Source organism: Gulosibacter chungangensis (genome assembly GCF_008831155.1).
In the GTDB taxonomy this organism is placed as follows: domain Bacteria; phylum Actinomycetota; class Actinomycetes; order Actinomycetales; family Microbacteriaceae; genus Gulosibacter; species Gulosibacter chungangensis.
This window is the reverse complement of sequence record NZ_WBKB01000010.1, coordinates 92654-116145: the sequence shown is the minus strand read 5'-3', so window position 1 is coordinate 116145 and position 23492 is coordinate 92654. Positions and strand designations below refer to the sequence as shown.

Annotated in this window: 20 protein-coding genes; 9 read left to right on the top strand and 11 right to left on the bottom strand. The window is 63.4% G+C overall.

The genetic code is table 11. The annotated features are described in order from the left end of the window. Nucleotides 1–79: 79 nt before the first annotated feature. Entirely contained in the window at nucleotides 80–1381 is a 1302-nt protein-coding gene (locus F8O05_RS13440; RefSeq protein ID WP_158053263.1) for a DUF3500 domain-containing protein, read from the bottom strand. A gap of 32 nt (nucleotides 1382–1413) precedes the next feature. Beyond that, on the bottom strand, nucleotides 1414–2463 hold the full coding sequence (locus tag F8O05_RS13435) for an amidohydrolase family protein (RefSeq protein WP_158053262.1): 1050 nt from the start codon (nucleotides 2461–2463) through the stop codon (nucleotides 1414–1416). Nucleotides 2464–2654: 191 nt separating this feature from the next. On the opposite strand from F8O05_RS13435, the gene F8O05_RS13430 reads away from it, so the two are divergent. The 8 genes from F8O05_RS13430 (at nucleotide 2655) to F8O05_RS13395 (ending at nucleotide 11515) form a co-directional block, all read left to right on the top strand. Beyond that, on the top strand, nucleotides 2655–3380 hold the full coding sequence (locus tag F8O05_RS13430; RefSeq protein ID WP_192497195.1) for a dienelactone hydrolase family protein: 726 nt from the start codon (nucleotides 2655–2657) through the stop codon (nucleotides 3378–3380). A 57-nt stretch (nucleotides 3381–3437) separates the two neighbouring features. Next, complete coding sequence (locus F8O05_RS13425; protein WP_158053260.1) at nucleotides 3438–4733, top strand: FAD-dependent monooxygenase; 1296 nt, start codon at nucleotides 3438–3440, stop codon at nucleotides 4731–4733. Further along, complete coding sequence (locus F8O05_RS13420; protein WP_158053259.1) at nucleotides 4720–5184, top strand: nuclear transport factor 2 family protein; 465 nt, start codon at nucleotides 4720–4722, stop codon at nucleotides 5182–5184. Before F8O05_RS13425 ends, F8O05_RS13420 begins: the two co-directional genes overlap by 14 nt. Nucleotides 5185–5198: 14 nt before the next feature. Then, entirely contained in the window at nucleotides 5199–6050 is an 852-nt protein-coding gene (locus F8O05_RS13415) for a fumarylacetoacetate hydrolase family protein (protein ID WP_158053258.1), read from the top strand. Between the two features lie 142 nt (nucleotides 6051–6192). Continuing rightward, nucleotides 6193–7722 (top strand): ABC transporter substrate-binding protein, encoded by a 1530-nt coding sequence (locus tag F8O05_RS13410; RefSeq protein ID WP_158053257.1) that lies wholly within the window; start codon nucleotides 6193–6195, stop codon nucleotides 7720–7722. A gap of 105 nt (nucleotides 7723–7827) precedes the next feature. Next, nucleotides 7828–8772, top strand: a complete 945-nt coding sequence (locus tag F8O05_RS13405) for an ABC transporter permease (RefSeq protein WP_158053256.1) — start codon at nucleotides 7828–7830, stop codon at nucleotides 8770–8772. After that, complete coding sequence (locus tag F8O05_RS13400) at nucleotides 8769–10631, top strand: dipeptide/oligopeptide/nickel ABC transporter permease/ATP-binding protein (RefSeq protein WP_158053255.1); 1863 nt, start codon at nucleotides 8769–8771, stop codon at nucleotides 10629–10631. Before F8O05_RS13405 ends, F8O05_RS13400 begins: the two co-directional genes overlap by 4 nt. Beyond that, on the top strand, nucleotides 10628–11515 hold the full coding sequence (locus F8O05_RS13395) for an ATP-binding cassette domain-containing protein (protein WP_318655827.1): 888 nt from the start codon (nucleotides 10628–10630) through the stop codon (nucleotides 11513–11515). The genes F8O05_RS13400 and F8O05_RS13395 overlap by 4 nt, the downstream gene beginning before the upstream one ends. Before the next feature lie 152 nt (nucleotides 11516–11667). Here F8O05_RS13395 and F8O05_RS13390 read toward each other — a convergent pair whose 3' ends face one another. Then, nucleotides 11668–12240, bottom strand: a complete 573-nt coding sequence (locus F8O05_RS13390) for a hypothetical protein (RefSeq protein ID WP_158053254.1) — start codon at nucleotides 12238–12240, stop codon at nucleotides 11668–11670. A gap of 167 nt (nucleotides 12241–12407) precedes the next feature. Between F8O05_RS13390 and F8O05_RS13385 the strand changes: the two genes are divergently transcribed. Beyond that, entirely contained in the window at nucleotides 12408–13121 is a 714-nt protein-coding gene (locus F8O05_RS13385) for an arsenate-mycothiol transferase ArsC (protein ID WP_192497194.1), read from the top strand. 51 nt (nucleotides 13122–13172) lie between these two features. Here the strand turns inward: F8O05_RS13385 and F8O05_RS13380 are convergent, their stop codons facing one another. The 8 genes from F8O05_RS13380 to hemE all read right to left on the bottom strand — a co-directional run bounded on the left by F8O05_RS13380 (nucleotide 13173) and on the right by hemE (nucleotide 23347). Next, entirely contained in the window at nucleotides 13173–14735 is a 1563-nt protein-coding gene (locus F8O05_RS13380) for a polysaccharide deacetylase family protein (protein WP_158053252.1), read from the bottom strand. Next, entirely contained in the window at nucleotides 14732–15550 is an 819-nt protein-coding gene (locus F8O05_RS13375; protein ID WP_158053251.1) for a hypothetical protein, read from the bottom strand. Before F8O05_RS13375 ends, F8O05_RS13380 begins: the two co-directional genes overlap by 4 nt. Nucleotides 15551–15846: 296 nt before the next feature. Beyond that, nucleotides 15847–17214: a glutamate-1-semialdehyde 2,1-aminomutase gene (gene hemL, locus F8O05_RS13370; RefSeq protein WP_158053250.1), complete on the bottom strand. Its 1368-nt coding sequence runs from the start codon at nucleotides 17212–17214 to the stop codon at nucleotides 15847–15849. A 79-nt stretch (nucleotides 17215–17293) separates the two neighbouring features. Further along, the gene (hemB, locus tag F8O05_RS13365; protein WP_158053277.1) at nucleotides 17294–18271 is read right to left on the bottom strand and encodes a porphobilinogen synthase; all 978 of its coding nucleotides are present in this window, start codon (nucleotides 18269–18271) and stop codon (nucleotides 17294–17296) included. 238 nt (nucleotides 18272–18509) lie between these two features. Continuing rightward, nucleotides 18510–19244, bottom strand: coding sequence for a uroporphyrinogen-III synthase (locus F8O05_RS13360; protein WP_158053249.1), 735 nt, complete (start codon nucleotides 19242–19244; stop codon nucleotides 18510–18512). Nucleotides 19245–19401: 157 nt separating this feature from the next. After that, the gene (gene hemC / locus F8O05_RS13355) at nucleotides 19402–20412 is read right to left on the bottom strand and encodes a hydroxymethylbilane synthase (RefSeq protein ID WP_158053248.1); all 1011 of its coding nucleotides are present in this window, start codon (nucleotides 20410–20412) and stop codon (nucleotides 19402–19404) included. Between the two features lie 266 nt (nucleotides 20413–20678). Beyond that, a complete protein-coding gene (locus tag F8O05_RS13350) occupies nucleotides 20679–22232 on the bottom strand; it encodes a protoporphyrinogen/coproporphyrinogen oxidase (protein ID WP_192497193.1) in 1554 nt (517 codons plus the stop codon). A gap of 2 nt (nucleotides 22233–22234) precedes the next feature. Then, a complete protein-coding gene (hemE, locus tag F8O05_RS13345; protein ID WP_158053246.1) occupies nucleotides 22235–23347 on the bottom strand; it encodes a uroporphyrinogen decarboxylase in 1113 nt (370 codons plus the stop codon). Between the last annotated feature and the right edge of the window lie 145 nt (nucleotides 23348–23492).

The following is a 23492-nucleotide window of genomic DNA, read 5'->3' as shown; positions in this document are numbered from 1 at the left end:
CTATTGGAAGTACCTGAAACTGCGAATTTTTTTGTTGCGAGACAACGCTGCGAGTGCCACTCGCGCAGATAGGCCCTGCCTAGTCCTCAGCAAGTTGTTGACGTTCCCAATCGGCGATGAGGGCCTTGCCGTAGTCGTTGCCGTTCGGGTGGCGCAGGGTCGAGTGCACGTGGAAGCGCGCGGGGGTGCGATTGCTCAGCCACACCCCGGCATGGTGATCGAGCTCGGCGAGGATCACCGGGCTCTGGATGCGCAGATACGTCGGTGTCGAACCATCCGTGGCGCCATACCAAGACACATAAGTCTCGTCCACGTGCTCGTCGTACTCGGCGAGCGTCAATTCCAACTGCTCTGGCCGCAGTAGTGCATAAAAATCACGCACGATCTCGCGCACCAAATCTCGCTGCTGTGCATCCAACTCGGTCGCGAGAATTCCCTCGTAGGGCACCACGCGATTGTCGCGGAAGGCACCCGCCACATGACGCTCATCGGCAGGGTGGATGCGACCCTCCGGCATCGCCTCGTTGAGCACCGATTCGTAGACCACGGCCTTGGCGCGCTGCTCATCGGTGAAAGAGTCGGACAGTGTGAGTGCGAGGCGCTCGCGGTGTTCGAAGATCGGTGGATGCTCGGCTTCCGAAAGGGCAGGCTCTGCGCCGATAAATACCGGGGCGCACACCTCGCGGCCGCCCACAAATACAAAGTTGAGCGCCACATGGTGTCCGAAAAGCTGCCAGCCCCAGGGTTGCGAGCCCGAGGGTTCACCGTAGACCGCAAACCAGTAACTGCGGTCGTTCATAATTTGTGGCAGCTGGGTGAGTTCGCCGAGGAAGCCGTTGAGTGCCATGGCTTCTCGCACCCGCTCATAGCCCTGCTCGCTCAGTGAGGCCCGTAGTACCGCATCCACCAGTGCGAATTGTTCTTCCGGCAGTTCCTCGAGCCGCAGCCCAATACGCTTGAACACGAACTCCGGATTGCTCCAACCGCGCCATTCCGGTGCGTCGAGGTCGTATCCCAACGCATCCCGATCAGCGGGGGAGAGCGCCTCTAGTAACGCCGAAGCGGCCGCAATTGCCTGCGGGTTGTTCTTCACGGCACGCGGCGGGAGGCGATATAGCCCCTCGCGCCGCGTGCCGTCGGAGGTGATGCCGACGAACGGTTCGCGGTAGAGCTCGTCCCAGAAGTTGAGTAGATCGCGCAGGAATTGAGCCTGCTGGCGGTCTGCCGTGAACTCCTCGTAATCCATCTCGCGATAATTGCTGACGATCGGGTCATCGAGGTCGTACACGAACTCGCGGTAGTTCGACTCAGGTAGCTCGATGGTCTCCCCGGTGCCCTTTGTGCGATCGGTGGAGAAGAACTCGTCAATATCATTCGACATGGTGGTCACCTCGGGATGCAGTTGAATATGGGTTAGATCGGCAGGTTGAACAGGCGCTTCGCGTTGCCGGAGAAGACGAGCTCCCGCTCTTCCGCGGTGATTTCGAGTTCGTTCTCGATGAAGTCCACGCCCTGGCCCATCCAGCTGTAGAACACGGGGAAAGAGGAACCGAAGAGGTAGTGGTCGGCGCCGGAGACCTTGATCGCGGCTTCGACCTGGTGCTTACCCCAGGAGTGCGGGTGGGTCATGTCGAAGAAGATGTTCTCGCGCATGTACTGCTGGATCTTCTCGCCGCCGGTCGGGTCGAGGCGCTGCATAGCCTCCTTTTTCTGCGGCTTCTTCGGGGTGAGGAGGTTCGCGTTCGCGAACCAGTTGCCGCCGAACATGGTGTGAATGAACCGCAGCCCCGGCATCTCGTCAAACATGCCGCTGAAGAGTTCGCGGCCAACCGCGGTGGCCTGGTCGGAGATGCGACCAAATTCGCGGCGCAGGTTGGTGTATTCGAGTACCGACTTGTACTCCACCGGCAGGGGAGTGTGGTGCGCCACCACGGGCACCCCGAGCTTTTCGATCTCGCGTAGGTACGGGCGGAATGCCTCGTCGTCGAGGTAGAGCTGGCCGTAGTGGCAGGCGAGCTGCACACCCACGAAGCCGAGTTCTTCAACGCAGCGCTTGAGTTCCGCCACGTTCTCTTCGCGGTCCCACGGGGGCACGCAGGCGGTGGCGAACAGTCGCCCGCCCGAGCGTTCCACGATCGAGGCGGCGTTGTCGTTCACGGCCTTGCAGGTCTCGAGATCGAGCCATTCTTGCCACACGGGCACGCGCATGATGCCGTAGTCGACCCCAGCTTCATCCATCGCGGCGAGCTTGGCCTCGACTGAGTAGTCGCCCTCAACATAGTTCAGGTTCGGGAAGCCCTTGGGCTTCTCGAGGACGAGCTGCTTTTTGCCGTTGTCCATCTCGATGACGCTGGCGATCTCGCCAAAGCCGCGAGGAGCGCTGTTGAGGAAGCCGTTGAGGATCTTCTTATTTGTGAAGAGGTCTTCCGGCAGGTGGTGGATGTTGATGTCGACAACTGTCATGTGTCTCTCCCGAGTCCAGGCAGAGCGCGCCGTCGCGCTTGCGGTTCATTCATCCTGCAGAAAATCACAAAAGAAATCAAGTGGGAAATTCACACTTGAAATCTTTTACGATATTGACGTACGCTCATCCAGGTAAGCAGCGGATGCACGACTCACCTCGCTGCGGAACGCACATTCGAGGAGGAATGGATATGGCGCAACTCATCGAGCGGGACATTAGCTATTCGGCCTCGCCCGAGCTGCGCGGCATGCTCGTGGCGCCGGTCGACGCAGTCGCTGGGCCCGGGGTCGTGCTCATCCACGATGCGTTCGGGCTCGGCGAGCAGATGGTCCAGACCGCGCGTAATCTCGCCGAGCTGGGGCTGTCGGTCTTCCTCGCGGACGTTTGGGGCGAACGGGCGACACCCGCCCAGGACGAAATTGGCCAGTACATCGGTGCGATGAAACAGGTCCCCGGGCTCTGGCAGGGGCGTATCGCCGCCGCGCACGATGCAGCTCGCCAGCAACCAGAAATCGACCCCGCGCGCCTCGCGAATATGGGGTTCTGCTTCGGTGGGTCCTCCGCGCTCGAATACCTGCGGGTCGCCGGAGATGTGCTGGCGACCGTGGCTGTGCATCCGGGCCTTGACCTCATCGAATACGACTGGTCGCCGCGCGAAGCTCGCGTGCTGGTAACCCTCGGCGCGATCGACCCGATGGCAACCCCCGAACAGCGTGCAGAACTTGATCGAGCGCTCTCAACCGCCGGAGTCGACTGGGAGCTCGACCTCTATAGCCACACCAAGCACGGCTATACGAGCGAGGGTGCGCGCTTCGCCCCCGAAAACCCGGTGGTCGGCTTTCACGAGCGCAACGCGAAGCGCACGAAGGACCGCTACGAGGCTTTCTTCCGCGAAATCTTCCCGGAACTCAGCTAGCGCATCCGCAGCAATCAAATCTCAGTAACTCAGCAAATCCCCGACGAAGGAGTCCACATGAACATTGCAATTATCGGTGCCGGGCCCGCTGGCCTGGCGGCAGCACTACGGCTACATCAGCAGGGCTTCGCTCCGGTGATCTACGAAAAGGTGCGCGAAATCAAGCCCCTCGGAGTGGGCCTCGACATCAAGGTTTACGGTGTCAAGGAGCTCGAGGAGCTGGGGCTGCTCGCTGAGTTCGAGGCGATCTCGAATGAAGCGGTGGACTCGATTTTCTATAGCAACCACGGCCAGGAGATCTACGCCGAAAAGTGCGGCACGCACATGGGCTACCAGCACCAGCAGCGCTTCGTGCACCGCGGCTACCTCCAGATGCTGCTCTACCGCACCGTGCTTGAGCGGCTCGGGCCGGATGCAATCCAGCTCGGTATCGGGCTCGAGCGTTACGAAAACACGGCCGAAGGTGTCCGACTGCACCTGGAAACCCGCGAGGGTGAAAAGGTTGTCAAGGATGTGGATGTGCTGCTCGGAGCCGACGGCATCAAGTCGGTGGTGCGCGCACAGATGCACCCGACCGAGTCCTCGCCGAAATTCTCGGGCATTCGCATGTACCGCGGCGTCACGGTGATGGACCCGTACCGCGACGGCCACACCATCCTGCACATTGGCGCGCCCCGCATCGCCTCAATGATTGTCTACCCGCTGCACCTCGACTACGAGGGAACCGGCAAGACCCTCGTGAACTGGGTTGTCGAAACCGAGGGCGAGGAAATGTATGAGGACTGGAACACCCCGGGGGAAGTGAACGACCTAATTCCACTCTTCGACGACACAAAGCTTCCCTTCCTCGACGTGCAGCAGATGCTGCGCGACGCCAAAGAGGTGTACGTCTACCCGCTCGTCGACCACGACCCACTCGACCGCTGGGTTGACGGCCGCGTGGTGCTCATCGGCGATGCCGCGCACGCGATGTACCCCCGTGGCGGCAACGGCGCTTGCCAGTCCATTGTCGATGGCCGCGTGATTGCGGAGAAGCTTGCCGCGCATCCGGAAAACCCCGAGCGGGCGCTGCAGGAGTTCGAAGCTGAGCGACTCGAGCGCGTGAACCGACTCGTGCTCGCCAACCGCGGTGAGGCCTATGAGGTGATTCGCCGCCTGGTGCAGGACCGCACCGACGCGCAGCCTTTCGACGACATCGAGCAGGTATTGCCGATGGCCGAGGCGGATGCGATCTTCAGCAAATATCACGCGCTCGCCGGCCAGCCGCGACCGGGGTTTGAAGACGGTCACACCACCGGGTTCCGCACCTGGGAGGCCGAGGACTCTTGGGAGAACCAGCATGCCGTCCGCTAAGCAGGTCACAGAGGTTCGACCCGCCGACGCGGAGCTCCGACGCGAGATCGAGGCGGTCGAGGCCGAGCGCATCCGTGCCCTGGTCGAGGTCGATCTCGATGCGCTCGCTGACCTCTATCACGAGGCGCTCGTGCACATCCACGCCCCCGGCGTGCGCCACACCAAGGCCATGCTGCTCGAACACACGCGTACCAGGCAGGCCTACCGCGAGATTCAGCGCGGCGAGTTGACGATTACCCAACTTGCCGAAGACGTGGTCGCGGTGACCGGATCGATTCGCAATCGGCTGGGGAACCCCGACGGCAGCGAGCGCGTGGTTGACGGGATTGTCACCCAGGTGCTGCACCGCGACGGTGGCGACCGGTGGCGATTCGTGAGCTTCCAACTCACACCCTTCGGCGAAAAAATTTGGGGCGACCTGCCCTCGGAACAGCAAGAGCCTAATAAGTAAGGAGCACTGCAGCGATGAAACTTGCTCGCTACAGCATTGGTGACGGGCCGGCTCGCGTGGGCCGCGTCGAAGGTGACACCATAACCGATCTGACGGATGCGGTGGGCGGCTCGGTTCGTGAGCTGCTCGACCAGCTGCCCGCTCGCGTGGCGGAACTCGAGGTTATCTCAGGGGAGCGGCACACGCTCGCGGAGGTGGAACTGCTCGCGCCGATTGACCGGCCGCAGAAGTACCTCGCGATTGGAATGAACTACGCCGAACATGCCAAAGAGGCTGCGGCCGACGGCATCCCAACCCCGAAAAATCAGTTCTGGTTCAATAAGCAGGTCTCCTGCATTAATGACCCGAATGGCGATGTGATCCGGCCTGCGGTCTCCGACAAGCTCGACTACGAGGCCGAGCTCGGGGTGGTCATCGGGCGTCAGTGCAAGCACGTGCGCCGGGAGGATGCGGCCTCGGTGATCGGCGGCTATCTCGTCGCGAATGATTTCTCGGTGCGCGACTGGTTGCAGAAGCGCTCGCCGACGTTCACGCTTGGGAAGTCCTTCGACACGCACGGGCCGATCGGGCCGTGGTTGACCACTGCCGATGAGGTCGAGGACCCGCACAATCTGCGCATCCAGCTCACGGTCAATGGCGAAGAGCGCCAGAACGATCTCACGAACGACATGATCTACGACATCTACGACCAGATCGTGGAGCTTTCCACGGTGATGACGCTGTACCCCGGCGACATCATCGCCACCGGCACACCCTCAGGAATTGGTGCCCCGAAGGGCCTGTTCCTGGTGCCGGGAGATGTGGTCGAGACCTCAATTGAGGGACTCGGCACGCTTCGCAACCGCGTGGTTGCGGAAACCCCATAATGTCCGCCCAGCAATGCGAGTCAGGCGGATTGATACCGCACAATTCGCAATGCAAAACCCCCAATGAGTTATTACACTTGAAATCACACGACAAATCTTTTTTGATTTAAGAAGTGATTTGGCATGATGCAAGGAGGCACAAATGCCACGCAGTAGACGACCACTTTTGCGAGTCGTAGCACCACTTGTGGGTGCGGCGCTCTTCCTGACCGGATGCGCTTCGGGCGGCGGCGGAAGCACTGACGGCACCACCGCAGCCGCCGAAGACGCCACCCTACGGGTGAACTTCAGCGGCTTCCCGGAGAGCTGGGCTCCCGGATCGGAAATCGAGGGCGGGCTCATGCGCGTGCCCTATGAGACCCTGCTTGCACCGGGTGAGGATGGTCACCCCGTGGGCTTTCTCGCCACCGACTATGAACTCACTGAGGACGCGCTGACCCTCAACCTTCGCGAGGGTGTTACCTTCCACGACGGGGAACCCTTCAATGCCGAAGCGGTCAAGGTCAACATTGAGAACGTGCGCGATGGTGCCACTGCCTGGTCGGGAAGTTTCTCGACGGTGGAGTCGGTGGATGTGGTTGATGATTACACCGTCAAGCTCAACCTTTCGCAGATCTCGCCCTCGCTGCCGACGGTGCTTACCACCCGTGCGCTGCCGATCGCGAGCCCGAAGGCCATCGAAGACGGCACGATCGCACAGACTCCGGTCGGCACCTCGCCCTGGGCCTACGATGATGCACTTTCGATCGTCGGCACCAAGCTCTACTTCGGTTCTTTCGCTGATTACTGGGGTGAGATGCCGGGCTTCGCCAACGTGGAAATCTACGGCATCAATGAATCCGAGTCAGCAGCGGCTGCGCTTCTCAACGGTGAGATCGACATCTCCGACGTCGAGGAAAGCGTCTTGACCAAGTTTGACGGCACGGATATCACCACCTTCGACTACCCGGCCATCCGCAATAACCTGATCTTCTTCGATCGCGGCGAAGGCGGAGTCTTCGAATCCCAGGAACTGCGCCAGGCGGTGTGCACCGCGATTAACGTGGATGAGGCAGCGCAGGTCATCGGCAAGCTCACGCCGTCGACGCAGCACTTTACCGAGGGTGAGATCGGCTACAACCCCGACATCACCGGTTACCCCTTCGACCTCGATGCCGCCAAGTCGCTGTATGCCGACGCCGGCAGCCCCAGCGTGAGCTTCGAAATCGCCGCGGCTCCCTACAACGAGCAGCAGATCAGCATCTTCATGGATCAGGCCAGCCAGATTGGTGACTTCAGTGCCACCGTCACCACGATGCCGCCGCCCCAGTTCTCGAGCGTCTGGTCGAGCGGCCAGTACCCGGCCGGTCTCGCCGCGAATGACGAATTGACGCCCTACGACTGGTACATGTCCTGGTTCGCTGCGGATGCATCCGGTAACCCCTCGGGCGTGGAGAGCGACGCACTGAAGGCAGCCGCCGACAAGGCCATCGCCGCGGGAGACAGCGAAGAAGCTGACGCCCTGTGGGGTGAGGTCACCAAGATCATCTCTGAAGAAGCACTCACCTGCGCACACGCGCAGAGCAATGAGACGATCGCCTACAACTCGACCACGGTCAGCGGTGTTGCTGCCCCGGCCGAGCCCTGGGAGGCACAGTCGGTGAACTACCGGGACCTCGTCCCGACGAGCTAGTCGCACCTAGCCCGGCACCCAACCGAACAATCGGGTCCTGGTGACCACCGCATCCGGTGGCCACCAGGACCCGGCCCCATCACACTTTCGAAGGTGTAACCAACCATGCTCAGACTCATCATCACCCGAGTCGCCCTGGCAGTACCGCAACTGCTGATCCTTTCCTTCCTGGTGTTCTGCCTGACCTATATGGTTCCCGGAAGCCCCGCAGCCGCCATCCTCGGCGCATCCGCCACCCCCGACTCGATCGCCGCGCTCGAAGCCAGACTCGGGCTCGATCGCCCCTTCTTTGAACGCCTCGGCGACTGGTACGTCGCCGCGTTCCAAGGCGACTTCGGACAGTCGTTCACCTCCGGTCGCCCCGTCACCGACATGCTCGGTGAACGCCTCCCCGCCACCGTCTCGCTGATGGTCGGCGGCACGATCATCGCCCTCATTCTCGGTGTAGCTCTCGGCATCATCGGTGGCACCAAGCCCGGCTCAATCCGCGACCGTATCAGTACTGCCATCGCATCCATCAGCATGTCGATGCCGGAGTTCTGGCTCGGGATCATCCTGGTGCTGATCTTCGCGGTGCAGCTCGGCTGGTTGCCGGTGATCGCCTGGGTACCGCCAAGTCACGACATCGGGCTTTGGCTCAAGGGCATCATCTTGCCCTCGCTCGCCCTGGGAACCACTGGCGCCGCCCTGATTGCCCGGCAGACCCGTACCGCGATGGCCCAGAACATGTCAGCCCGCTATATCGACTCGCTCACCGCAGCGGGAGTCCCGCGCCGCCGACTCATCTTCAAGTACGGGTTCAAAAACTCGCTTGTGCCGGTGCTTTCCTCGACGGGTATCACCATCAGCATCATGCTCGGCGCGAGCTTCGCGATCGAAAAGGTCTTCTCGATTCCCGGCGTCGGATCAGTGCTGATCCGCAGCGTGACCGGAAAAGACTTCTCGGTCGTACAAGGCGGGGTACTGCTGATCGCCACGATCATCATCGCAGTGAACCTCATCCTCGACATTGCATACGGCATCATCAACCCAAAGGCGCGACCAGAATGAGCCAGACAACTACTACCGCTATCCGCACCGGCGCTAACCCCGAGGCACGCCAAGCGAGCAACGTCGGCCGGGTTGTGGCGCGCCTGTTCAAGCAACCGACCACGGTCATCTCGCTGATCTACATCGTGCTGCTCGTGCTGGTCGCGGTCGCCTCGCCGTGGATCACGCCCTACGACCCGAACCAGACGAACTACGCCGAAGTCTTCTCGCCGCCCTCGGCCGAGCACCTGCTCGGCACTGACGATATGGGGAAGGATGTGTTGAGCCGGCTGATGTTCGGCGCCCAAGCCGTGCTGCTGGTTGCCCTCGGTTCGGTTGCGATCGCGCTCGTGATCGGTGTTCCGCTCGGGTTGCTGTTTGGCTTCCTCGGTGGCTGGTGGGACCGCATCGGGATGCGCTTTGTGGACATGCTGCAGTCGTTGCCCGGCATGCTTATCGGTCTGACCGTCGTGACGATTCTCGGCCGCAACGTGTTCATCCTGATGTTCGCAATTGGGCTCATCTTCTCGATGGCCTTCGCACGGTTGACTCGCGCGATCGTGCTGGTAGAACGCACCAAGCCCTATGTTGAGGCGGCGGAAGTCGCCGGGCTATCGACCGGGCAGCAGATCTTCGGCCAGGTGCTGCCAAACCTGATCGGCCCGCTCGTGACCCAAGCGATGGTCTACTTTGGCTCGGCAATCATGATCGAATCGGCCATGAGCTTCCTCGGGATCGGCCTGCCCACCGAGTCAGCGTCCTGGGGTCAGATGCTCAGCCTCGCGGTGGACAACCAGAACAATGCTTCCTATCTTTCCTGGCCTCCAGGCATCGCGATCGTGTTGACCGTGCTCGCTTTCAACATTTTCGGTGATGGTTTCAACGATGCGCTCACGGGCGAGCGACGCCGCAAACCCAAGCGCGTGGCGCAGCCGAAGGTCGACCTGAAACGGGTCGCTACCGAGACGGCCGCAATTCCAGAACCGACGGTGGATGCAGATCTCGCCTTGGATGCGCGGGAAGTCGTGGTCGGGCTTGCCACCTCCGGACGTGAGCAGACCAATATCGTCAAGCGCGCGACCCTCAACGTCGCCAAGGGTGAGATCGTGGGCCTGCTCGGAGAATCGGGTTCTGGGAAATCCACTTTCGCGCGGGCCGTGCTTGGGATGCTCCCGGCGGGCACCTGGCTCGACCATGGTTCGATCAAACTCGACGGCGTGGAGATCGCCGGAGCGAACCCGGCCCAGCTGCGGAAGGTGCGCGGTACCAAAATCGGTGCTGTCTTCCAGGACCCGATGACCGCACTCTCACCGGTGCACACGATCGGCACCCAGCTGATCGAACCGCTGCGCATCCACAAGGGCATGAACCGAAAGCAGGCTCGCGCCCGCGCGATCGAACTGCTTGACCGGGTTGGGGTGCGCAACGCCGACTCGAGGCTCGACGACTATCCGCACCAGTTCTCGGGCGGGATGGCGCAGCGCGTGGCCATCGCGATGGCGCTCGCGGCGGAACCCGACCTGCTGATTGCGGATGAGGCCACCAGCGCCCTCGACGTGACCACGCAGAGCCAGGTGCTCGATTTGATCATGGATCTACGCGATGAATATGGCATGGGTGTGCTGATGATCACGCACAGCCTCGGCGTTGTGGCGGAAGCCTGCGACCGTGCGGCGGTGATGTACCGCGGCACGCTCGTGGAGACCGCCGATGTGCAGACCCTCTTCGAGCAGCCCGCGCATCCATATACCGAGGCGCTACTCGCGGCGAACCCGCTCAACGCCGACACCGCGGGTCGACTGCCGGTGATCGACGCCGAACGCCGTGCCGAAATTGACGCACTCATTGAACAGACCGAACTGGAACGGAGCGCCACATGAATGCCGCCACGGCCCACGAAAAAATGACCGCTGCCGAACCACCGCTGCTGCGGGTGCGGAACCTCGTTGCCGGGTATCCCAAACAGGCCGGCATCTTTGGCGGCACCAAGATCGTGCCGGCGATCCACGACATCAATGTTGAGATCGGTCGCGGCGAGACCCTTGCCTTCGTGGGGGAATCGGGCTCAGGGAAGAGCACCACCGGTCGCGCGGTGCTGCGGCTGCTGCCGGTAGCAAGCGGCAGCATCGAATTCGAGGGGCAAGACATTACCCATTGGGGAAAGCGCACCCCGCTGGAATACCGGAAAGACGTGCAGGCGATCTTCCAGGACCCTTCCGCTTCGCTGAACCCTCGGCACCTCATTTCGCACTCGATCGAGCTGCCGCTGCGCCGACACGGGATGACCTCGAAGAAGGAGATTCGCCGCAAGCTCGAGTGGGCGATGGATATGGTCGGGCTGCAGCGCGACCACCTGAACCGCTTCCCGAATGAGCTCTCGGGAGGTCAGCAGCAGCGCGTGGCGATTGCTCGAGCGCTGGTGCTCGACCCGAAACTCGTGGTGTGTGATGAAGCGGTGAGTGCGCTCGACCTTTCAACGCAGGGGCAGATCATCAACCTGCTCGCCGACCTGCAAGAAGAAACCGGTGCAAGCTACCTTTTTATTGCGCACGACCTGGGACTCGTGCGGCACATCGCCGACCGCGTCGGGGTGATGAACCAGGGACGGCTCGTCGAACTCGGTGAGACGGAACAGATCTTCAGCAACCCGCAGGATGACTACACCAAGCGGCTGCTCAAGGCGACCCCCGCATCCACCCCGCTCGGGCGGGATGCGCGCCGTGCGGAACGCCAGCGAGCTCGCTTGGATCTCGCGGCGGCGTAGGTGGCGGCTGACTGCAGCGCAGCAAGCACAATGCAATAGAACGAAGTACCACCGAGAATGTGGGGTACCACTTTCAGGAAAGTGGTACCTCACGTTCTCGGTGGTATCCGAAGGAGGAAAGGGAAGGCCGGGCGACGTTTCGACGGGAGCAGCTAGTTTCGCATCGACTTCGGCTTGATGAAGCCGGTGATGACGTAGGCAAGGAAGCAGGCCGCGACGAGACAAAAGGCAATAGTGCCGCCAACGGCCACGGCCTGCTTGCTCATGCCGAATGCCGATTCAGCAAAGGACTCGAAGCCGGCTGCATGGGGGCTGTCCGAGAAATCTTCGATGAACATCGACAAGATCACGGTGAGTGGGATTGTCGCAAGGTTGAGGATGGCCGAAACCGTTGGCAGCGCGAACGCTCGGCGTGGATATTCCGGGATGAAGAGCAGAGAGCTGGCGATCCAGTGAATGATTACCCAGATGGGTGCGACAATTATCGCGATAATCACCATGGTCCAGCCAAGTTCCTGGCCAAAGAGAATGCCGCGGCCGAACATGAGCATTGATGCCGTGATTAGCGGTGTAATCCATTGGAACCAGAACATGAACTTGCCGAAACCGCTCGCGGCGGGCCGCGGGAGTTTCCGCAGGGGCTCGAGGGGCTCGCGATGCTGACCGGGCTGCTGCCCATGCGATTGTGGATGCTGATGGGGCGCCGCGTTCGATTCGAAGGTCATGGGCTCATTCTGTCCGGGGTGTATCTGAAAATCTGGCGATTACCCGCGCGCTCAACCATCTCGAGTCGTGAAGGACGTGCATCCCCCCTACCGGCGTTCTTTCGGAGGGGATCGAGATGATTCTCGTGGAACGATTAAGCCGTTCCCCCACGCGCGAGAGGACTTCAATGATGAACACATCCGCCGAGTCATTCCAGAACACCGAGGCTGAGGCTGCCGAGCAGATCAACGAAACCGATGACCGGGTGATGCACCGTGCCGCTAAGCGTCTCGCTGATCACTACGATGGGATCTTCTCGCAAGATCTCGTCGAACGGTACGTGTTTGAGTCGTACATGACCCTGCATCGGAACGCCCGAGTGAAGAGTGCTGTGGCCGGGCTTGCCGGGAATTTTGCCGAGAGTAGGTTGCGAGCGCTCGCGTATTCCACAGGCAAGTTGGAGCGGTCGAAGCCGCAGGTGCTGTTTGTGTGCACTGAAAACGCGGGGCGATCGCAGCTGGCAGCGCAGACGCTTTTGGAGCTCGCTGGGGATGAGGTTGAGGTGCGTTCAGCAGGCTCTCGCCCGCGCGATGACCTGTACCCGGAAGTGGTGAAGTTCCTCGCGGAGCGCGGGGTCGATGTCTCGACTTTGTACACCAAACCGCTTACCGATGATGTGGTTCGGGGCGCGGACTACGTGGTGTCGATGAGTAGCATGCAGGATCTGCCGCCCTTCCCGGGGCAGAGTTTCTACGAGTGGGACATGCAAGTGCCGCAGGATGTCACGCGGGCAAATGTCGAGCGGGTATTCCACGATATTGGGATGCGTGTGGAGGGCCTGTGGGAGGTCATTCGTCAGAAGTGGGCGCAGGAGCAGCACCCCATCTCTGACCCGACGTAGCGGTTGCCGATAGCTCGGCAACCGTCTTCCTGGCCGCTACCCTCGGGAATGCTACTCGCGGGAGAATGTGACCCCGCCGGGTACTGAACCGTCGAAGAGCCCAGTCACGGTGACGAGCTCGAAGCCGCGGTCGTGCAGGCCATCAATGATGCCCGGTGCGGCCGCGACCGTGTTGTCGTGGATTGAGTGCATCAACACGATCGACCCGGGCCTGGAGTTGTCGACCACGTCGCTGATCAATGATTCCCGAGGCGGACCCTGCCAGTCGAGGGTGTCGAGATCCCACATGATGATCGGCATTCCAATGTCGGCCACCACCTTGTTATTGAACGCTCCGTAGGGCGGCCGCACGAGCGTGGGTGCATCACCGGTGATCGAGGCGATCGCGTTCTGCGTCTTCGAGATTTGATCGCGCAGCTCGTTCGGTTTGAGCGTCGTGAAATCAGGGTGATCCCAACTGTGATTCGCGAGCTCGTGACCCTCGTCATAGGTGCGCTGCACGATATCGGCATTACCCGAAACCTGATTACCGATGAAGAAGAACGTGGCCACATCCCCGCGTTCGGCGAAGGTGTCGAGTAGCTCCGTCATCCCGGGATTCGGGCCGTCATCGTAAGTGAGCGCGACGCAGGGCACGAGGTCACAACCGGCGTGGAGCCCCATGGTGCTGGTTTGTGGCGGTTGCCAATTGGCGTCGAGTTGCTCGAGGGTGCTGCGACCTTGCTCGCTGAGGTACGGCTCGATCGCTTCGGGCGTGAACTGTATGCGATCAACCAGCCCAGGGGCATCCCGGCCCGGCAGCGCATCCAGCACCTCGCTTTCGAACCCGCCGGACTTATCGAGCACGAGCGACCCGTCCGCTTCGAGTACCGCTCCGGCGAGCGCGGTTTCGAATTGTGCTCGCGAAGTCTCGTCGAGGGGCGTGGCATCGTCACCCGGCCACAGCGTTACCTGCCCTGCGTTCGCACGGATCGCGACGACTGCCTCGTGCCACAGCGTGCCGAGCGCTTCCTCGTCGAGGCTGAGTAGTTCTGTAGCTGCGGTCGAATTGCCGGAAGCGAGGTCATAGTACGTGGTGACGCTCGCATCCTGCTCGTCGTCGAGCACGCGCGTGCGCACCCCAAGTATGTTGCCGGCCGCGGCAACTATTTCGCAGCTGCCGATGAGCGACGCGTCCGGGTACTGTTCGCGGAGTTCGTCGGCGGATGCGGTGGTCTGCCCAGGTGCGCAGCCGCGCTCGCTGAGCCCATGGGGTTGGAGCTGGGGCGCGTAGTTGAGACCGGTTGCTACTTCCTGCGCCTCGATCAGCGACCATTGTTGTTCTTGGATTTCGCTGTTGAACTCATCCGCACCGGCGACCATCGGCCAGCTCAGATCGAGGCCGAGATCGGTGTTTGTTGCGCGGTGTTGGCTGATTCCTGCGAGGTTTGCGGGATCGAGCGAGTCGAATGCGACCGACTCACCCGAGAAGGCCAGACCCGAAATGCTTTCGGGTTCGCGCGGCTGCCAGGATGCATCAGTCGGTAGCGGCGCCGCGCACCCGGTGAGGGCGATCGCGGTAGCTGCGAGTGTGGCAAGGGCCGTGCGGATACGGCGGAGCGAAACGGGGCTCATGCGAGGGTCACCCCCGCGAGGATGTCGGCGATTTCGCCGAGGTAGGGCGAGATATCGCCTTCAGCACCGACCCGGACGGCCACGAGTTCACCGGCGTTTTCGGCGTCGGAGCCGGGGTCGACCACAGCCAGCATGCTCACCGGGTGGTTGCCGCAGGGGTGCTCGTCGATGTCGGTTTCGGCTGCGTCGTCTGTGTCGGAAGTTCCCGAACTGTCGCCGGTGCTCTCGTCGGTGATGTTGTCAGCCGACGGCAGGCGGATTGCGTGATAGATCGATGCGCCCGATGGGGCCTGCTCGACCGAGAACGTTGCATCCGTCCAGCCCTGTTCTTCGGTGAGGCGGTCGCTCAGCGAAGCGACTTCGTCTTCCGTCGTGCTGAAACACATGGCGACCACACCATCTGGTGAGTGCATGACTGTTTCGCTCGCGAACGGTCGCTGCTCGAGCACCCAGCCGGCCGGTACCGTGACCTGGATCGGAGCATCCCCGCCAAGGTCGATCTGGCGGTCTTCGTCGTCAACCGAAACGCTGATCCAGTTACTGATCGTTGGGGTGAGCAAAACCACGGCTGCAACGACAATTGCGACCGGAAGCGCGATCCACAGCAAGCGACGGCGTCGACCGCTACCGTGCCGTTGAGCGCTTTCGTGCAGTTGTGGGGTGCCCTGTTGTTGCGGAGCGCTTGTCTCACGTGTCCCGGAGGTAAGTGTCTCGTCGGGGTACGTCGGCGTCGAGCCGGTATGACGCGCTGCACCGTGTTCGTGGCGCCCCGGTGGCAGTAGCGGGTCTGACGAAGTGTCGTCGAAATCAGCCATCACATCACCTTTTTACCCATCAGAATCGAACGGATTGTTCGTGATTCTGATCGTAACGACTGCCAGCGACATCCTCGTCCGCCGCTGGTGGCGTGGCGGGTAGGCCCGCAGAAGCGCACACCCAAGCCAAATACCACCGAGCCAAATACCACCGAGAATGCAAGTTACTACGTTCAGGAAAGTAGTAACTTGCATTCTCGGTGGTATTCCAAGAAGTGCGCCGTCTCGTTACCGCTTGACGTGTTCAGCCTGTTCAGCCCGCTCAGCCCGCTTCATACGCGGTGCGGCGCGGTGCGCTAGGCGGTTGCCGCGGCCGCAGCCTCTGCGGCGGCAGGCAGCGTCGCCTCGAAGTGCGAGAGGGCCTCGTCATCGTGGGCCGATGACAGGAACCACGCCTCGAACACACTCGGCGGGAGGTTCACACCGGCATCGAGCATGGCGTGGAAGAACGCGGGGTAGCGCCAACCTTCCTGGCGCTTGACCTCATCCTCATTGACAGGTGCGGGCGAGCCGAACTCGTCCACGCCCGACCAACCGAGCGCCGCGCCGTCACCCATCGCGAAGGAGAACAGGTTCCGCACCCGCTGCACCGCAACCGGCACACCCACGCGGTCGAACTCGCGCTTGACCGCACCGATCACACGGTCCGCGGCAGCGTCGAGGTGCGCGTAAACCGCGTCATCAGCGAGGCGCATCGTGGCGATACCGGCGGCGACTGCGACCGGGTTCCCGCTCAGCGTGCCGCCCTGGTATACCGGTCCGTTCGGGGCGAGGTGCTCCATGACCTCGCGACGAGCGCCGATACCGGCCACGGGCATCCCGCCACCGATCACCTTGCCGAAGGTGAAAATATCCGGAGTCCAGTTGCCGCGCTCGGGGTCTTCCTGCTCGCGACCCCACCAGCCGGCGGGGCCGGTACGGAAGCCGGTGAGCACCTCGTCGCAGATCAGCAGCGCGCCATCGGCGTGACAGATCTCGGCGAGCGCGCGGTTGTAGCCCGGCAGCGGCGGCACCACGCCCATATTCGCGGCCGAAGCTTCGACGATTACCGAGGCGATACGGCCCTCATATTCGTTGAACGCGGCGCGCACGGCGTCGAGGTCGTTGTAGGGGAGCACGATGGTCTGCGAGGTGATCGGCTCGGGAACGCCCGCTGAACCCGGCAGCGCGAGGGTCGCGAGGCCCGAACCTGCGGCCGCGAGCAGGCCATCCGAGTGGCCGTGGTAGCAGCCAGAGAACTTGATCACGAGGTCGCGCCCGGTGACCCCGCGCGCGAGGCGGATCGCGGTCATCGTCGCCTCGGTACCGGTGGAGACCAAGCGAACCTCGTCGATCGCATCCGGGTTGACTGCCTTGAGGCGAGCCACGACCGCCTCAGCGAGCTCGACCTCACCGGGAGTCGACCCGCCCGGGCACATGAGGTCGGCTGCGGTCTGTTGCACCACATCCACCACCTCGGGATGCGAATGGCCCAGCAGCAGCGGACCCCAACCGCAGATGAAATCGACGCGGCGATTGCCATCGACATCGATGAGCCAGGCACCCTCACCCTTGACTGAGAACGGTGGCGTACCGCCAACCGAACCAAACGCGCGGACGGGGGAGTTGACGCCACCGGGGATGACGGCGCGGGCGCGATCGAACCATTCGGTCGAGGTGGTCATGCTGCGGGCTCCTTATGTTGGCAAGCGCTTTGACCACTCCACCTTATGGCTTCTGGTCGCTGGTAATCGAGTCGTGCCGTTACCAGCGCAGCGACTGGGCGTACTCGGTCGCGAAGTAGGTGAGCACCGCATCCGCACCGGCACGGCGGATCGAGACGATCGACTCGGCGATGGCGCGCTCGCGCTCAATCCAGCCGTTCTGTGCGGCCGCCTGGATCATCGCGTACTCGCCCGAGACCTGGTAGGCCCACACCGGCACCTCGGCCGCGGCGGACACATCGGCGAGCACATCGAGGTAGCTCATCGCGGGCTTGACCATCACGATGTCGGCGCCCTCTTCGATGTCGATGTGCGCCTCGAGCAGACCTTCGCGACGGTTCGCCGGGTCCATTTGATAGGTGCGGCGGTCGCCCTGCAGCTGCGAGTCCACGGCCTCGCGGAACGGGCCGTAGAAGGCGGATGCGTACTTTGCGGAGTAGGCGAGAAGGATCGTGTCCTCGTGCCCGGCATCGTCGAGGGTGTCGCGGGCGGCGGCGATCTGGCCGTCCATCATGCCCGAAAGCCCCAGGATCTGCGCGCCAGCCTCGGCCTGCGCGACTGCCATCTCGTTGTAGCTTTCGAGAGTCGCGTCATTGTCCACGCGACCGCGCGAATCGAGCACGCCGCAGTGGCCGTGATCGGTGAACTCGTCGAGGCAGAGGTCCGCCTGCACCGTGATCGCGTCGCCAGCTTCCTCCGCAACCACACGAATCGCCCGGTTGAGGATGCCCTCCGGATCGGTCGCGCCGCTACCCACCGCATCCCGCTGCTCGGGCACGCCGAAGAGCATGATGCCACCCACGCCAGCCTCGGCCGCCTCGTTCACTACCCGACGGATTGAATCGAGTGTGTGCTGGTAGATGCCCGGCAGCGAAGAGATCTCCTGCGGCTCCGAGAGGCCCTCACGCACAAATGCGGGCAGGATGAGCTCGTTCGGGTGCACGTTCAGCTCCCGCACCTGACGACGCATCGCAGCCGACTGGCGCAGACGACGAGGGCGAATGACTGGCTTGTACATGGTGCGGTACTCCTTGTTTGGGATGCGCGCGGGTGCGTGCTGTTCGGATGCACAGTCTTCCGGACGTGCGGCACAGATCGCCGCGGGTGTCGCCGGAAGCACGTGAAATCGTGCTTCCTAATTCTGTCAGGTTGTATTCGGATGCGGCAGGCGAGTTTCCGCTCTCGAAGGCCGAGTAGGGAGCGCAGCGACCGTATCGAGGTCACGTTTAGTGATTCCGCACCGCTACAGGTAGTCGCTAGTCCGGTTTACGCTCTTCCTCGATCGCGTCAAGCATCGCGGGCACATTCGGAGTCGCCGCCTCGTAGGTAACCTCGAGGCCCTCTCGACGCGCATCCCGAGTGGTAATCGGCCCGATCGTGACGATCTTTACTGGTGCATCCCCACCCACCTGGCGGGCGAACTCGCGCACCGTGCTGCCGCTGGTAAGGAACACGAAGTCGATTTCACCGGCGTGGATGCGTGCGCGTAGTTCGGGTGCAAGATCGGCGCCGATGGTCCGATAGGCAATCGGATCATCGACCTCGATTCCGCGCGCCGTGAGCCCGTCGCGGATGGTCGGCTCCGCAATCGCCGAACGAGGCAGCAGGATGCGAGTGGCCGCGGCATCCGGCCACTCGCGTACCAGCCCGCGCGCGGATTGTTCGGATTCGGGCACGAACTCGGCGTTGAGCCCAATCTTTGCGAGGGCCTTCGCTGTCGACTGCCCGACGGCAGCGATTCGGGTGGATGCGGGGACTTCCATTTGCGCGATGGCGGTCACCGTCCGTGGGCTGGTCACGATCAGCCAGTCATAGTGCCCTTCGCGCAGCCGCTGCGATGCGGCCTCGAGCGGCACCGAATCCTCGGGCCCGCTGAACCGGATCAGTTCGCCGACCACAGCCTCAGCACCGCGCTTTGCGACCTCCGCACTCGCGGTCGTCGCCCAAGAGCCACCCCGCGGCAGCAAGATCGTCTTCCCCTGCAGATTCATATGAGCACACTCGTTCGCTGAGTAGCGAGCGGAGCGAGCGTATCGAAGCGCGCCCTTCGATACGCTGCGCTACTCAGGGGACACCTTCGATACGCTTCGCTACTCAGGGACCGCCTTCGATACACGGCTTCGCCGTTACTCAGGGACCGGAGCTGGCTCATTCGCCGATGAAGTCGGCGGCGCCCTGCGCGAAGAGCGATTCGACGAGTTCGGCCGCGAGCTTCGACGGCTCGTATTGCGCAGCTTCAACCTCGCCGCGCGCACGACCAAGCGAGCGGTCGTACACCGTGTCGAGATCCACCGTGATTTCACCGCGGGCCTCGGCCACCGCATCCTTGCCGTAGACCCGCGCGAGGACGCTCAGCCGGTCGCCGTCGACCTGTGCGTAGATGCCAACCGGGGCCTGGCAGCCGGCGTCGAGGCCGTTCAAGATTGCGCGCTCGGCATCGGTTGCAGCGCGAGTCGCGGCGTCGTCGAGTTCCCGCAGACCCTCGAGCGTCCAGCCCTCGCGGGTCTCGATGGCGAGCGCCCCCTGGCCGGGTGCGGTGGGGAAGTCTTCGAGTTCGAGGAACCCGGTGATTACCTCGGTGCGGCCGACGCGATTGAGGCCAGCGGTCGCCAGCAGCACGGCGTCGAGCTCGCCGTCGGTGACGAACGCGATGCGGGTGTCGACGTTCCCGCGAATGTCATGCAGTTCAATGTCGGGGCGCACCTTGCGGATCTGCGCGCGGCGACGCGGTGAACCGGTACCGACCTTTGCGCCTTCGGGGAGCTGTGCGAAGTCGAGGCCATTGCGCGCCACCACGGCGTCTCGTGCATCCTCACGAGCCGGATGCGCGGTCAACTGCAGCCCCGGCGCGGGCGCGGTTGGGAGGTCCTTGAGCGAGTGGACTGCGATGTCGACCTCGCCCTGCTGCAGCGCCGCGCGCAGTTCGGTCGCGAAGACACCCTGCCCGCCAATGGTCGAGAGGGATGCGCGGTTCACGTCGCCGTGGGTGGTCACCTTCACGATTTCGAACTGGCGGCCGGTCAGTCGCGCGAGGTCTTCCGCGACGATCGAAGTTTGTGCGACTGCGAGCTTCGAGCCGCGCGTGCCGATGCGGATGATCGGCTGGTCGCTGGGGGCTCCGAACCGGAGCGGGGCGTCGGAAGATGACGAAGCAGACATGGCCCCCATCTTAGGTCGAAGGCGTCGGCCGTGCCCCGGCCCGTTCCCATTGCGACTCCCATTGTCGTTACCGCGTTCCCACTGTCGTTAGGATCCGCTCCCATGGCCGTTGGCCCTAACCCGTGCTGCTATTTCGCCCTGGGCTGCGGTTACCTGCAATGGCTGCCGAGGGTTGACTTGCGAGAGGATGTGCTGGTCACATTCCCATTGCCGTTACCCGCTACCCATGCCGCTATTTCGACCCGGGTAGCGGATAGTGGCAATGGCTATGCGAGGCCGAGGCTCGCGAGGATGCGCTGGGCCGCGTTTTCGGCGGAGGGCAGGACGGACGCGAGTCCCGTGCCGTCGATCCAGGCGCCACAGAGTTGGATGCGCGGGTCAGCATCGAAGCGCTCGCGGTATCTAGCGAGTTGGGCGGTGCGCCCAAGCCGAGCCGCTGGCATCGGCATGCGCCATTCTTGGCGTGCGAGCGCGACGAGATTCTCGTCGGTGAGCTCGGTGCCGAGAATGCGCGAAGCATCGGCAAGGGCCTGAGAGGCAAGCGCCGCGTCGTCGAGTTCGAGGCTGCGTGCCGGGCCATCGGTCTGGCGAGGGCCATAAGACAGTCGGATCACGTGCTGCCCGGCGGCAGTCAACTCGTCGAGCCAAGCCCACTTCGCAGTGACATGGGTGAGTGCTTTTGCGGCCACGTCGGTTGCGTCCGACACGAGGACTCCCGTGCCGCGCGGATGCGCATCCAGCTCGGGTGCGTCGACCAATAACGCGACGACTTCGCTCGAAACTGGGGGAGCAGCATCCCCGGCTGCGACCGCCGACTCGACTGTGGCAATCACGAAGTCGAAGTCGTCCCGTGAACCGGTGCCGTTCCCTGAGTAGCGGTGCGTATCGAAGGCGTTCCCTGAGTAGCGGAGCGTATCGAAGGCGTTCCCTGAGTAGCGGAGCGTATCGAAGGGAGAGGCCTCGATACGGCCGCTTCGCGGCCACTCGGCCACCGGTAAATCGGCATGCGGGCGCTCGACCAGCGCGAGATCGGCAAGGGTGACGCGGGTACCCAGCTCAAAGCGAACCCCGAGCCGCTCGCAGTCAGCGACGAGGGCGGCGACGAAGCGGTGCATCCCGCCGCGCAGTCCGCGCACGAGCGCACCCGGCGTTGCTTTCGGTCGCATTGAGGATACGACGGCAGACAGTGAACCGTGCGCGGCGAGCTTCTCCACGAGCCCCGGAATCAGTACTCGGTGGTCCACCAATTCCGGGTCCAGCGAGTACACCCCGCGGGTCACCGGCGCGACGAGACGCTCCAGCACGAGCGAACCAAATCGTGCCCGAATCAGGTCGGCGAAGGACTCCGCATCCGCCCCGACCGAAGCATCCAACGTGGCTTCGGCTGCGACCGCGGAAAGTACTTCAGCGCCGATGACGGCCTCGAGCCCCGGTGCATCCGGTCCGCTCGGAATCCCGAGCATGCCGCCAGCGGGCGATGGATGCGCACCCGAGGCGCCGTAGGTCCATGAGCCGAGTGCGCGCGGCTCGACCAGCGCATCCTCCAGCCCCAGTTCGCGAATAAACGCCTCGACCGCACCGCCGCGCACCGCGAAGGCCTCGGCTCCGATGTCGATCGTGAGCTCGCCCAGGTGACCGGGCTGGATCATCCCGCCCAATGCATCCGAGGCCTCGAAGACCGTGACAGCGACGCCCGCCAGCGCGAGTCGCCGCGCCGCCACGAGCCCGGCGACGCCACCACCGATGACGGCTACCGAGGTGGCCGCGGCATCCAAATCGCCAGCACCGGCCGAGCCCAGTCCGGCCCCCGAGGCACCCAAGCTCACGAGAGTTTGCCCGAACCCGGCAGCGTGTGGACGTATTCGACCAGGCGCGTGAGCACGGTCGGGTCGGTCTCCGGTGGCACGCCGTGGCCGAGGTTCACGATGTGCGAGGGCGCGACCGAGCCGCGGCTAATCACATCGCGCGCGTGCTCGTGCAGCACCTGATCGCCCGCGAAGAGCGTGGCCGGGTCAATATTGCCCTGCAGCGGCACGCCTGGCAGGCGACGCGCGGCCTCGTCGAGCGGGATGCGGTCATCCACGCCCTGCACGTCGCCACCGGTTTCGTGCATGTCGGCGAGCAGCTCGCCCGTGCCGACGCCGAAATGGATCGAGCGGATGCGTTCCCCGGCCGGGGTCTGGAAGGTCGCGGCGTGCTCGAGCGGGATAGCGCTGGATGCGGCAACCGCCTTGCGATACATCTCGCGAGAGAGCGAGCCCGCCCAGGAGTCAAAGAGCTGCACGACCGAAGCGCCGGCGAGGATCTGCGTTTCGAGGAAGGCTGCCGAGACCTCGGCGATCGCGGTGGCGAGCTCGTTCCATGCCTCGGGGTTCGAGCGCATCAGGCCGCGGGCGCGCAGGTGGTCCTTCGAAGGGCCGCCCTCAACGATGTAGGCGGCGAGGGTGAAGGGGGCGCCGGCGAACCCGATCAGCGGGGTGGAACCGAGCTCGGCGACGGTCATCCGCACCGCTTCGGCGATCGGCGCGAACATTTCGGGGTTGTTCTCCCCGCGCAGGCGGGCGGCGAACTCGCGCACGCCGTCCGCATCCCGCACCGGGTTGGCGAAGACCGGGCCGCGACCGGGGACGATTTCCACGTCGATCCCCGCGAGCTTCAGCGGCACGACGATGTCGCTGAAGAACACCGCGCCGTCCACGCCGTGGCGGCGCACCGGCTGCAGGGTGATTTCGCTCGCGAGATCCGGTCGTAGGCAGGATTCGAGCATTTCGATGCCCACGCGCAGTTCGCGATATTCGGGCAGGGAGCGCCCGGCTTGGCGCATAAACCAGATGGGGAGGGTGTCAGATCGCTGTCCGCGGGATGCGCGGACGAGTGGGGCGCCGTCGGTGCGGCCGTCGACGAGGGGGTGGTCCGCAGGCAAGATGGTGCTCATTTAGCCAATTGTGACCTATTTTGCGGCGACTTGCTCGGCAAGAGCGGCCAACGAAGTAAGGTGAGCCTAAATACACTGAAATCCTTAACAGCACCAGAACAGCACGCCGTCAACGGCGCGAGAATCTGTTAATTGGCGTAGAATC